This is a genomic window from Ruminococcus sp. AF31-8BH (genome assembly GCF_003460605.1).
In the GTDB taxonomy this organism is placed as follows: domain Bacteria; phylum Bacillota; class Clostridia; order Lachnospirales; family Lachnospiraceae; genus Blautia_A; species Blautia_A acetigignens.
Genome location: NZ_QTVN01000002.1, coordinates 1 through 13,244 on the forward strand (window position 1 = coordinate 1; position 13,244 = coordinate 13,244).

Consider the following 13,244-nt stretch of genomic DNA (forward strand, 5'->3'; position numbering starts at 1 on the left):
GCCTGGGTGGCTTTTTAAAATTTCCTATTGATTTAGCACGGTGAAGTATGTATAATACCTGTAAGGTCAAAATGATAGAAAAAATAAGAGAATTTTGTACCAGAACAGGAGAAATGCGTTAGCCCTGTGACAATAAAGGAAAGGCAGGAATGACAACATGCAGGTAATGTACCAGAGCACCAGAGGAAAAGGGGAGCCGGTAACCGCTTCCCAGGCTATTTTGAAGGGACTTTCTGAAGATGGAGGTCTGTTTGTACCCACAAGCATTCCATCCCTTGATGTTTCTATGGAAGAGCTTTCCCAGATGTCTTATCAGGAGACAGCATATCAGGTAATGAGCCGTCTTCTTACAGATTTTACAGAGGAAGAATTAAGAACCTGTATTAACAGTGCATATGATAAGAAATTTGATACAGATGTGATCGCACCTCTTAAGGAAGCAGACGGTGCATATTTCCTGGAGCTGTTCCACGGACCGACCATTGCGTTCAAGGATATGGCACTGTCTATTCTGCCATACCTGATGACCACCGCTGCGAAGAAGAACAACGTGAAAAATGAGATCGTCATTCTTACAGCGACCTCAGGAGATACCGGCAAGGCTGCACTGGCTGGTTTTGCGGATGTTCCGGGCACAAGAATTATTGTATTTTACCCGAAGCACGGCGTAAGCCCCATCCAGGAGAAGCAGATGGTGACCCAGAAGGGCACCAATACTTACGTAGTCGGCATCACAGGCAACTTTGACGATGCCCAGACAGCAGTGAAGAAAATGTTCAATGACAAGGAGATGGCAGCAGAGCTTGCCGATGCAGGCTTCCAGTTTTCTTCCGCCAACTCCATTAATATCGGACGTCTTGTTCCGCAGATCGTATATTATGTATACGCTTATGCCACACTGGTCCGCCAGGGCAAGATCCAGGCCGGCCAGGAGATCAACGTGGTAGTACCTACAGGAAACTTCGGAAACATTCTGGCAGCATTCTATGCGAAACAGATGGGACTTCCGGTGAAGAAGCTGATCTGTGCATCCAATGAGAACAAGGTATTGTTTGACTTCTTCTCCACTGGTACTTATAACCGTAAGAGAGATTTCATCCTTACCAGCTCTCCGTCTATGGACATTCTGATTTCCAGCAACTTGGAGCGTCTGATCTACCGTATTACAGGCGAGAATCCGGATACCTGCGCGCAGCTGATGGAAGCACTGTCAAAAGGCGGCGAGTACACCATTACACCTGAGATGAAAGCACAGCTTGCAGACTTCTACGGCAACTTCTGTACAGAAGAGGAGACAAAGGATGCCATCCGTGAGGTTTATAAGGCCAGTGATTATGTCATTGATACGCATACTGCAGTTGCGGCAGGCGTATATAAGAAATATGTGGCAGATACAAAGGACGATGTTCCGGCAGTGATCGCTTCCACAGCAAGCCCGTACAAATTTACAAGAAGCGTTATGGATGCTATTTCAGAGGGACATGAGAATCTGGATGACTTCGGACTTGCAGACGCCCTGGAGAAGCTCTCTGGCGTAGCAGTGCCGAAAGCTGTCAACGATATCCGTACCGCACCGGTTCTTCATGACCGCGTAGTGGATGCAGAGGATATGCCGAAGACCGTGAAGGATATTCTCGGAATCAAATAAAGGAAATGTCTGCTGAAAAATCTGCATTTTATGTTGAAAAACGGCATATACTAGAGTATAATAACTTTTAGAAAAAAAGAATCCTGGGATGTGCGAGGCCCCTTTTATTTTTGAACCTACATTGACATCAAGGGAATCCAAGATCGCAGTGCGGATGTCAGACCTCTCGTTGTGGTAGGCAGAAGTCCTGTTGAGGATACCCACCTAGCGGCAAGCTAGGCGTCAAAAGAAAGGGAACGGCATTCTGGGATTTTTTAGAATCAGGAGGCAGGTAACATGGGTGTTACAGCAAAGAAATTTGGGGAATTAACCTCCGGCGAGGAGATTACTCTCTATCATCTTGAGAATCAGTCGGGCGCTTATGCAGAGGTTATGGATTACGGTGCCATCCTTGTGAAGGTGGTTGTTCCGGATAAGGACGGCAGGCTTATAGATGTAGTGCTTGGCTATGATGACGTTCAGCAGTATGAGGTGAACGGATGCTTTTTCGGAGCCATTATCGGAAGAAGCGGCAACCGTATCGGAGGCGCGAAATTTTCCCTTTATGGACAGGAATATCAGTTAGGAAAGAATGAGAATGACAACAATCTTCACAGCGGTCCCAATGGCTTCGAGAAGAAGATCTGGACTGTGAAGAATACCGATCAGGATAAAAATGCAGTTACTTTTTTCAGGATCAGCCCGGACGGGGAGAACGGATTTCCGGGAGAGTTTGAGGTTTCCGTTACTTATGAGCTGACTGAGGACAATGCCATCCAGATTTATTACGGCGGCATCAGCGACAAGGCAACCGTGGCCAACATGACCAACCACTCTTACTTTAACCTTGCAGGAGAGGGCAGCGGCAAGGTTCTGGATACATATGTTACCATTCATGCCAAGGATTACACTCCGGTGGATGAATTTTCCATTCCTACAGGTGAGTATGCATCGGTAGAGGGCACTCCAATGGACTTTAACAAGGCTAAGAAGATTGGTGACGAGATTGACGCCGATTTCCAGCAGCTGAAGTTTACTGGCGGCTACGACCACAACTATGTGACCGACAATTACGCCAAGGGCAACAGAAGAGTGATCGCATCTGCTTATAATGAGGCATCTGGTATTACGATGGATGTAATTTCTGATTGTCCGTGCGTGCAGTTCTATGCAGGCAATTTCGTCATTGATGAGAAAGGCAAGAACGGACATGTTTACAACAAGCGTGAGGGCTTCTGTCTGGAGACACAGGTGGAGCCAAACGCAGTGAATGTGGAGACCTTCCATTCTCCTGTACTGGAAGCCGGAGAGAAATACCAGTCCTTTACTGCATATAAGTTTGGCGTGCGCAAATAAAAGGACAGGCTGCCTGTGGCAATATTCCCATATATAAGGACATGTTTGTCTGGTCTTCTTCATATATTTACTGTATGAAGAAGACCAGATTTTTTTATGAAATTAATTATTTTCTCATTGTGCTGTTGGGGTGGCTGCTGCTGTTTCATAAGGCGGCGGAGGTGAACCGCGCCAGGGAAAAAGAAGGCTGGAAAACCTGGACAGGATGTGTGCTGGGAATTGCCGGGGCGGGAGGGATTGAGAGCGGAATGACGGTTGGTGTGCAGAATACTGGAAGCGCTGAGGCAACGGAGAACGATGACCTTCCAGAAATTGCTGAATCTGGGGATGAGAGACTTTCTACGCTGTCAGGAAAAATCCGTGTGCTTCTCATGGATTCAGGCTATCAATCTTATTATCATTCCTCTGTGACTTTGAATTTAAACGGAGCAGATTATGAGTATACTCCAGATTCCCCCGAACTTTCCCAGGGCGAACTTGTCCTGGGAGGCGGAGAAGCGGGAATCACCATCACCTCCATAGAAAGACAGGAGAGTCCGCCGGTTTACTACGGAACCCTGGAAATTCAAAATACGCCCCAGGGCTTGCTCCTGATCAATGAACTTCCCCTGGAAACCTACCTGGAAGGCGTGGTTCCAAGCGAGATGCCGGCCTCCTACGAAAGCCAGGCCCTGATGGCACAGGCAGTATGTGCCAGAACCTATGCTGTATGCCAGATGGAAGAGGGCAGCCTTCAGGAAGAATACGGGGCAGATGTGGATGACAGCGTGAATTTCCAGGTCTATGGCAACATTGCGCCCACAGACAAAACCAGCCAGGCAGTAAGAGAAACCAGCGGCCAGATCATGTGCCAGGACGGAAAGACAGTAACTGCCTATTATTTTTCCACCTCATCCGGCAGAACCAGCACGGACGAAATCTGGGGCGGGACGTCATCCTCCTATCTGAAAAGCGTGGAATGCGAGTTTGATCAGAACGCTCCCTGGAGCAGCTGGAAGGTGACAATTCCCTGGACGGTTCTGGAAGAGAGAACCAGGAATCTGACCGGCAGTGAAAGCCTGGAATCCATACAGGTGGTGAAAAAAAGTGAAAGCGGTGCCGTAACCGGGCTTCAGATCACCACAGAAAAGGAGGCGGTGCAGTTAGAAGGGGAATACGAAATCCGGGAATTTTTGTCCCCGCAGGGCCAGACCATCACGGAAAAAGATGGAAGCACCGTGACTGGGGGAAGCCTTCTGCCAAGCTCTTATTTTCAGTTGAAGGCAAATAAAGGCGGCTGCGTGGAAATCACAGGCGGCGGTTTCGGGCATGGCGTGGGAATGAGCCAGACGGCAGCCAATGAGATGGCAAAAGAAGGTTACAGCTGGCAGGAAATCCTGAAATATTTTTTTCGGGACATTACCTTGGACAGGTACGAATAAATTTTCCGATGGCAGGCAATATCCAGGCAGACAGTAGACAGAAATCCCATTTCATGGTATGATACAAAAAATTGCGCGATAGACTGGCAGGGGTACTTAAATGCAGCAGATGTTTAATGTTTGCTATATCAGGTCCTGCACCGCCTATCGCAGTAACAGCAGGAGCAATTGTATGGATAAGAAGAAAGAAAAACAGAGCGTTGTCCAGCTGATCCGTGGGTTCATGCAGCGGGCAAACGGGGATCATGTGGGCGCATATGCAGCCCAGGCTGCGTACTTTCTGATCATGTCGTTCATTCCGTTTATTCTGTTTCTTACAACTATGATCCGTTATACGCCTTTGACGTACAACATGGTCAGCGAGGCCATCCGGGCATTTGTGCCCCATAATATACAGAATTTTGTGCTTACCATTGTATCTGAGGTTTATGGAAGAAGCACGGCAGTGGTTCCTATTTCCGCTATCATGGCACTGTGGTCTGCGGGGAAAGCCATGCAGTCCCTTACCAATGGGCTGAACACCATTTACCATGTAAAGGAGACCCGTAACTGGCTGATGACCCGGCTGTATGCAGTGGTATATACTTTTATGTTCAGCGTTGCCATCATTGCCAGCCTCCTTCTTCTGGTACTGGGAAACCAGATCCAGGCCATGGCGCTGAAATACATTCCTTTTGTGGGAAAAATCATCGGCAAGGTGATCGGAGCCCGGACAGCCCTTGTGTTTGCCGGCCTGTTTCTGATCTTCCTGATTCTGTATAAAATGCTTCCCAACCGCAAGGCAACCTTCAAAAGCCAGGTGCCGGGAGCGGTGCTGATCGCAGCGGGATGGTCCTTGTTTTCCTATTTCTTTTCCCTGTATTTCGAGCTGTTTCCAGGCTTCAGCAATATGTACGGAAGCCTGACGGCACTGATCATGGTAATGCTGTGGCTGTACATCTGCATGAACCTGCTTTTGTACGGTGCGGAGATCAATTCTTACTTTGAGAAACAGTTCCGGCTGGCCCAGGCATCTGTGCGGGAAATGTTAAGCCGGGAGCACGAGGAAGCGGAAAAAGAAATCGAAAAAGAGAAAAGAAAGCTTCTGGAGAAAGTGCCGGAGAAGAAAACACAATCCTCCGAAGCCAAAAAGAAAGAAAAAGAAAGCCCTTGACAGATTTGCTTTCCTGTGGCATAGTAATAAAAGAGAAAAAGCCAGGAAGGTGTTTTTAGGAAATTATTTTCTTCCAGAGAGAGGAAGTCATCGGCTGTAAGCTTCCTTAAGTTCAGATAGTTTCTGAGTTTCGCATCGGAGCCGCGTTTCTGAAAGATTCAGTAGGAAGCGACGTGATGCTGCGCGTTAAGCGGCGAGAGAGCCTGTATACACAGGAATCAGGGTGGTACCGCGGATATGCTTCGTCCCTTTAGCTGGGGACGGAGCTTTTTTATTGTAAAAGTCTGGGCAGCAGCTGTGCCTGCGTGAAAGCTTGCTTGCACGCAGGCACAGATATTGCCCAGGCTACCCCATATGAACAAGTAGGCCGATAGGCCGGATTGTGAATATGGGGGGGATTGCGGGAGCGCGAAGCGCGGAGCAATCCACTTTTACAATAGGAAATATCGGCTATGCCGAGATTTCCTTTCCTTCCTTCCACTCTTCTGGCAGATCATAAGAATAAAGGAGAAATGAACCATGGATATGAAAGAGAGACTTCAGGAACTGGCTGAGAACGCCAGAATCCGGATCGAGGAATCCGAAGGCCTGGACAAGTTAAACGATGTGCGCGTTGCATATCTTGGAAAAAAAGGTGAACTGACCGCAATCTTAAAAGGAATGAAGGACGTATCACCGGAAGAAAGACCGAAAGTAGGACAGCTTGTAAATGAGACAAGAGCCAAGATCGAGGGTCTTCTGGAAGAATCCAGACAGAAATTAGAGGAAGCAGTCAGAGAAGAGAAAATGAAAGCCGAGGTCATCGACGTAACTCTTCCTGCAAAGAAATCCAGAATCGGTCATCGTCATCCCAACAGCATCGCCCTGGAAGAGGTGGAGCGTATTTTCATCGGAATGGGCTATGAGATTGTAGAAGGACCGGAAGTGGAGTATGCAGACTACAACTTCACCAAACTGAACATCCCGGAGAACCATCCGGCAAGAGACGAGCAGGATACTTTCTTTATCAATGACTCCATCCTTCTTCGTTCCCAGACTTCCCCGGTACAGGCCCGTACCATGGAGAAAGGCAAGCTGCCAATCCGTATGATCGCACCTGGCCGTGTATTCCGTTCTGATGAGGTGGATGCAACCCATTCTCCATCCTTCCATCAGATCGAGGGACTTGTCATTGACAAGAACATTACCTTTGCAGATCTGAAAGGAACTCTGGAAGTATTTGCCAAAGAGCTTTTCGGACCTGAGACAAAAACCAAATTCAGACCGCACCACTTCCCATTCACAGAGCCAAGTGCAGAGGTTGACGTTTCCTGCTTCAAGTGCGGCGGAAAAGGCTGCCGTTTCTGTAAAGGCTCCGGCTGGATTGAAATCCTTGGCTGCGGAACTGTTCATCCCAACGTACTTCGCATGTGCGGCATTGACCCGGATGAGTACACAGGCTTTGCATTCGGTGTAGGTCTTGAGCGTATTGCCCTTCTGAAATATGAGATCGATGACATGCGCCTGCTTTATGAGAACGATATCCGTTTCCTGAAACAGTTCTAGAGCATGTTTGAAAAAGGCTCTAATAAATAAAAAGTGAGAAGAGGATTAAATAAATGAATACTTCATTATCTTGGATGAAAATGTATGTGCCGGATCTTGATGTAACCGCACAGGAATATACAGATGCAATGACCCTGTCAGGTACAAAGGTAGAGGGATTTACCAAGCTTGACGCAGACCTTGACAAAATCGTCATCGGACAGATCGAGAAGATCGAGAAGCACCCGGATGCTGATAAGCTGATCATCTGCCAGGTAAATATCGGCAGCGAGACCATTCAGATCGTAACCGGTGCACCAAATGTTAAAGAAGGAGACAAGGTTCCGGTTGTTCTGGACGGCGGACGTGTAGCTGGCGGCCATGACGGCAAAATGACACCTGGCGGAATCAAGATCAAAGCCGGCAAGCTTCGCGGAGTTCCGTCAAACGGTATGATGTGCTCCATTGAAGAGCTTGGAAGCAACCGCGACATGTATCCGGAAGCTCCGGAATACGGAATCTATATTTTCCCGGAAGATGCAGTTGTGGGCGAGAGTGCGATCAAGGCACTTGGACTTGACGACGTTGTATTTGAATATGAGATTACTTCCAACCGTGTAGACTGCTACGGCGTTCTTGGAATCGCAAGAGAAGCAGCCGCTACCTTCGGCAAGAAATTCTGCCCGCCGGAAGTAAAGGTGACAGGAAACGATGAGAAAGCATCCGACTACGTGAAAGTAACTGTAGAGAAACCGGAGCTTTGCCCGCGTTACTGTGCAAGAGTGGTAAAAAATGTAAAGATCGGACCGTCCCCGAAATGGATGCAGCGCTGCCTGGCTTCCAACGGAATCCGCCCGATCAACAACCTGGTTGATATTACAAACTATGTAATGGAAGAGTTCGGACAGCCAATGCACGCTTACGACCTTGACACCATTGCAAACCATGAGATCGTTGTCCGCTGTGCTGGCGAGGGCGAGAAATTCGTCACTCTTGACGGCCAGGAGCGTACCATGGATGAGAACGTGCTGATGATCTGCGACGGCGAGAAGCCGGTTGGAATCGCTGGTATCATGGGCGGCGAGAACTCCATGATCACAGACAATGTGCACACCGTTCTTTTCGAGGCAGCATGCTTCGACGGAACCAACATCAGACTTTCCTCCAAGAGAATCGGACTTCGTACAGATGCTTCCGGTAAATTCGAGAAAGGCCTTGATCCAAACAATGCAAAAGCCGCAATCGACAGAGCCTGCCAGCTGATGGAAGAGCTTGGCGCCGGCGAGGTTGTTGGAGGAATGGTTGACATCTGCAGCAAAGTAAGTGAGCCATCCCGTGTGAAATTTGAGCCAGACCGCATCAACGGACTTCTTGGAACCAATCTTTCCAAAGAAGAGATGCTTGGCTATCTTGCAAAAATTGAGCTTGCCTATGATGAGGAAACAAATGAGATCGTAGCACCTACCTTCCGTCAGGATATCCACTGCATGGCAGATGTTGCTGAGGAGGTTGCACGTTTCTACGGATATGACAAGATCCCGACTACTTTACCGTCCGGTGAAGCTACCACAGGAAAAATGCCATTTAAGCTTCGCATTGAGAACATTGCAAGAGATATCGCAGAGTACTGCGGATTTTCCGAAGGCATGACCTACTCCTTCGAAAGCCCGAAGGTATTTGACAAGTTAAGAATCCCGGAGGATGATATGCTCCGCCAGGTGATCACCATCAGCAATCCGCTTGGTGAGGACTACAGCATCATGCGTACCAGCACCCTGAACGGAATGCTTTCTTCCCTTGCAACCAACTACAACAGAAGAAACAAAGACGTTCGCCTGTACGAGCTTGGAAATGTTTATCTGCCAAAGGCTCTGCCGCTTACAGAACTGCCGGATGAGAGAACCATGTTCACACTTGGAATGTACGGAAACGGTGATTTCTTTGACATGAAGGGTGTTTGCGAGGAATTCTTTGAAAAGATCGGCATGAAGAAGAAAATGGAATATGATCCTGCAAGCAAGAAGCCGTTCCTTCATCCTGGAAGACAGGCCAACATGATCTATGAAGGCACTGTTGTGGGATACCTTGGAGAGGTTCATCCGCTGGTTGCTGACAATTACGGAATCGGCGACCGTGCATATATTGCAATGATTGATATTAAGAGCGTTCTGGAGTTTGCAAACTTCAACCACAAGTTCACTGGAATTGCCAAATATCCGGCTGTAACCCGTGACATCAGTATGCTGGTTCCGAAGCACGTTCTTGCAGGACAGATCGAGGATATTCTGGTACAGCGCGGCGGAAAGATCCTGGAGAGCTATCAGCTGTTTGATATCTACGAAGGAAGCCAGATCAGAGGCGGCTACAAGTCTATGGCTTATGCCCTTGTATTCCGTGATCATGACAAGACTCTGGAGGAGAGCGAGATTTCTGCAGCAATGAAGAAAATCTTAAATGGTCTGGAAGGACTTGGAATCGAGTTGAGAAGCTGATGCTTTTATATGTGATAAGACATGGGCTGACTCCCTGGAATCATCTGCATAAGGCCCAGGGGGCAGCGGATATTCCTCTTGCACAGGAGGGAATCGACCTTGCGAAAAAGACGGGAGAGGTGTTGCGGGATGTGGATTTTGACATCTGTTTTACCAGCCCTCTTACCCGGGCAAGACAGACAGCGGCTCTGGTACTTGGGGGCAGGGATGTTCCAACGATACCGGATGCGCGGATCCAGGAGATTAATTTCGGAGATCTGGAAGGCCATGTGATGCGAAAAGGCGATGCCATGGAGTCAGACTGCGGAGAATTTGATCTGTTTTTCAAGGATCCTCTGAAATTCCCACGTCCCAACAATGGGGAAAATATTCAGGATGTGCTGAAGCGGACCAGGGATTTCTGGGTGGAGAAAACCACGGATCCTTCTCTGGCAGATAAGACCGTGCTGGTATCTTCCCACGGATGTGCAGTGCGGGCGCTGCTTCAGAATCTGTATCAGGATCCGGAGCATTTCTGGCATGGATGCGTGCCGCCCAACTGCAGCATCAATTTAGTAGAAGTAAAAGATGGCAAAGCCAGATTCCTGGAGGAAGATAAGGTTTACGCCTGAAAATATGTGATATGTTATAATACCCTTGTCTATGTGAAAAGACAGTCAAACAGGCCTTTTTACCGGACAGGGGTATTTTTTTAGCCTGGTATTTTTTATAGTAATGCGAATTATGCCTGGCGACTTGTTATTATTAGAAAATTGTGATATTATAATAAAAATATACTATAATTCACAATATATGATGATATCAGGGGCAAAAGGTCAAAAAGCCGTTCATGCTTGCATGATAAGGCTTTTGAACTTGGGACCCGCCGAACATGAGGAGGTAGCGATTTACGTAGTAAATCAGCGGATTCCGAATGTTCGAGAATTGCGGGAGCTGCTTTGCAGCGGAGCAATTCGTGGATATCAAGTTAGGGGCAAAAGACCTTTTGACCCTAACATCAAAATTAAACATGGGGAGGCAGACAATGAAGAAAAAAATAACACATTCTGTATTGTTTGTTGCGGTCCTTGCAGGTACCACTGCGCTGACATTATACGCAGGCAGAGGAAATGTATCATCCACCATTTACAATTTCGTATTCCTGGCGGTGATCGCAGTACTGTACATGATCGCAATGTTCGGCGGAATGTTCCGCATGAACAATCTTGGCTCTGCATTTCACAGGGCAGTAGAAGAACTGAACAGCATGTTCAAGACTCCGGGCAAGACCGACCCGAAGAATCTCACTTACTTAGGAGAACTGTTTGATGATAAATATCTGGATCAGAAGATGGACAGCTTCACAGACAGCATCAACAACAGTAAGGAAGGTCTTGGAGATATCGAGGAGTTTATCAATGAAGACGAGCTGGATATCCACATCCACAAGAAGCTTCTGGAAATGGTGCCGGATATTTTCACCAGCATCGGTATTCTGGGAACCTTCCTTGGTCTGGTATGGGGACTTCGTGATTTCCAGCCTACAGACTACAGCGCCATGACTTCCTCTGTGGCAGCGCTGGTAGAAGGTATTAAGGTAGCGTTCCTTACCTCTATTTATGGTATTTCTTTTTCCATTGTATATACCTTTGGCATGAAAGGAGAGTATTCTTCCATGACAGAGGAACTGCAGGCATTCCTTGAGAAATTCCACTCCTGTGTAATGCCTACTGCGGAGAATGAATCCAGGAACCTGCTTCTTGCAAGCCAGAAGCTGCAGACAAGTGCCATGAAGCAGATGGCAGAGCAATTTTCCGTTCAGATGGCAGACAGCTTTGAAAAGGTCATTACCCCTACCTTCCAGAAGATGAACGATTCTCTGGATATGCTGGTGGCTTCTGTGACCAGATGCCAGGAGGATGCCATCCGGGATATTTCCGATGAGTTTTTGAAGCAGATGAACAATTCCTTCCATCTGCAGTTCCGTGATTTCAACCTGGCTCTTGACCAGCTGAAGAAGGCTCAGAAAGAGAACACAGCTTATACGTCTGCCATGTACCAGACCATGAGCCAGAAGCTTTCTGAGACCTATGAGAAGCAGGACAAGGCCATCACCGATATGGTGAAGGAGATGGGCGGCATGCAGACACGGTATATGTCCACAGCCAACCGCATCCTTTCCGAGAATCAGGAGATCCAGAAGATGCAGCAGCAGGATTACCAGCATGTTGTGGATTACCTGAAGGATGCTGAGAAATCCGCTGCCAAGTTCTGGGTTGCATGTAATCAGGCAATGCAGAAATATGTGGAGACAGCAGCTGCTTCTATTGAGAAGGTGTCTTCTGCAGGTCAGGAAAGTGCAGATCTGATCCAGGCCAACAAGAAGATGGCGGAGAATTTCACCGCGCAGATGGAAGATTTTGCCCAGTATCAGCGGCTTTCCTATAAGACTATGGAGCAGGTAAGACGTCTCCTTAGCGAGGTTTCTGCAGCCAACACAAGAGATGTATCTCTGATCGCAAGCGGAAGAAATGATTCCATGGACAAGCTTGCGGACCTGATCGCAGAGCAGAATGAGAGACAGCAGGCTCTTTTGGAAGAGATCAACAAGAACATGAAGGAGCTTTCCAAAGCTGCACAGAAAGGGAAATTCGGCTTATTCAGATAAGAGGAGAGAAACATGCGCAAAAAAAGAAAATCAGGAGAGGACGGCTTTAATGTATGGCGCTCCTACTCCGATGTTATGGCCGGTGTTCTGCTTCTTTTCATACTGATCATGTCATTGACGCTTTTTCAGGCTCAGAAGAGCTACGACGAGAGTATTCAGGAGAGAGATGAGAAGCTGGCCCTTCAGGCAGAGTATACAGCAGATCTTCTTGCCAAGCAGAATACCATTGAGGAACAGGAAGGCACCATTAAGACCAAGGATGAGAAGCTCACGGCCCTTGCCCAGACACTGGCAGAGCAGGAAGCCAAGCTGAAAGAGCAGCAGGCTCTTCTGGATCAGCAGCAGACAGATCTGGATGAGAAGACTACACTGCTCAGTGAACAGCAGACCAAGATCGATAATATTATCGGTGTCAAAGCTGAGGTTGTAGAGGCTCTCCAGAAAGAGTTCAAGAACAACAACATCAATGTAAATCTGGATTCCCAGACTGGTGCCCTTACACTGGATGCCAGCGTTCTGTTCGATGTAAATGAGTCAGAGCTTACAGATGCTGGTAAGGAAGCACTTCGAAACGTACTTCCCATTTACTGCAAGGTTCTGATGGAGGATACATATAAGAGCTATCTTGCAGAGATCATCATTGACGGTTATACGGATACAGATGGTGATTATGCGTACAACCTGGAACTGTCACAGAGACGTTCCCTTGCAGTGGCACAGTATCTTCTGGACATCCAGGGAGAATTCCTGACTGCAGACCAGAGTCTGGATCTGCAGGATTACCTTACCGTAAACGGACATTCCATGGCGAACCCTATTCTGGATGCCAATGGAAACGTAGATAAGGAAGCGTCCCGCCGTGTTGAGGTTAAGTTCCGCTTGAAGGATGACGAGATGATCGATGAGCTGAGCAAGATCATGTCCGGAAGCGAGGACACCGCGGGAAGTACAGATGGGGCTGCGGATGCAGGAACGGACAGCGGTAATTAATAATTCGGCTGAAATTTATGAAATATAAAAGAGA

The 13,244-nt window shown here is 47.8% G+C and carries 9 protein-coding genes, 1 other RNA gene and 1 other annotated feature; all 10 genes read left to right on the forward strand.

What is annotated here, in order from left to right; all coding sequences use genetic code 11:
- The first annotated feature begins 157 nt into the window (after positions 1-157).
- The 10 genes from thrC (at position 158) to DWZ38_RS02440 (ending at position 13,210) form a co-directional block, all read left to right on the forward strand.
- Positions 158-1,648: a threonine synthase gene (thrC, locus tag DWZ38_RS02395; RefSeq protein ID WP_021924969.1), complete on the forward strand. Its 1,491-nt coding sequence runs from the start codon at positions 158-160 to the stop codon at positions 1,646-1,648.
- 77 nt (positions 1,649-1,725) lie between these two features.
- A non-coding RNA gene (gene ssrS / locus DWZ38_RS02400) (6S RNA) lies at positions 1,726-1,903 on the forward strand.
- Positions 1,904-1,924: 21 nt separating this feature from the next.
- A complete protein-coding gene (locus DWZ38_RS02405) occupies positions 1,925-2,983 on the forward strand; it encodes an aldose epimerase family protein (protein ID WP_117849680.1) in 1,059 nt (352 codons plus the stop codon).
- A gap of 74 nt (positions 2,984-3,057) precedes the next feature.
- Positions 3,058-4,404, forward strand: coding sequence for a SpoIID/LytB domain-containing protein (locus tag DWZ38_RS02410; protein ID WP_178105251.1), 1,347 nt, complete (start codon positions 3,058-3,060; stop codon positions 4,402-4,404).
- 172 nt (positions 4,405-4,576) lie between these two features.
- The gene (locus DWZ38_RS02415) at positions 4,577-5,557 is read left to right on the forward strand and encodes a YihY/virulence factor BrkB family protein (RefSeq protein ID WP_021924966.1); all 981 of its coding nucleotides are present in this window, start codon (positions 4,577-4,579) and stop codon (positions 5,555-5,557) included.
- Between the two features lie 34 nt (positions 5,558-5,591).
- Positions 5,592-5,810 (forward strand) — a binding site (T-box leader).
- Positions 5,811-6,082: 272 nt separating this feature from the next.
- A complete protein-coding gene (gene pheS, locus DWZ38_RS02420; RefSeq protein ID WP_117850375.1) occupies positions 6,083-7,102 on the forward strand; it encodes a phenylalanine--tRNA ligase subunit alpha in 1,020 nt (339 codons plus the stop codon).
- Between the two features lie 53 nt (positions 7,103-7,155).
- Positions 7,156-9,573, forward strand: a complete 2,418-nt coding sequence (pheT, locus tag DWZ38_RS02425) for a phenylalanine--tRNA ligase subunit beta (RefSeq protein WP_117849685.1) — start codon at positions 7,156-7,158, stop codon at positions 9,571-9,573.
- A gap of 11 nt (positions 9,574-9,584) precedes the next feature.
- Positions 9,585-10,184: a histidine phosphatase family protein gene (locus tag DWZ38_RS02430; protein WP_347518597.1), complete on the forward strand. Its 600-nt coding sequence runs from the start codon at positions 9,585-9,587 to the stop codon at positions 10,182-10,184.
- 413 nt (positions 10,185-10,597) lie between these two features.
- Positions 10,598-12,220, forward strand: a complete 1,623-nt coding sequence (locus DWZ38_RS02435) for a MotA/TolQ/ExbB proton channel family protein (protein WP_021924591.1) — start codon at positions 10,598-10,600, stop codon at positions 12,218-12,220.
- Positions 12,221-12,232: 12 nt separating this feature from the next.
- Positions 12,233-13,210 carry an OmpA family protein gene (locus DWZ38_RS02440; protein WP_021924592.1) on the forward strand — a complete coding sequence of 326 codons (978 nt, stop codon included), beginning with the start codon at positions 12,233-12,235 and terminating at the stop codon, positions 13,208-13,210.
- Positions 13,211-13,244: the final 34 nt, after the last annotated feature.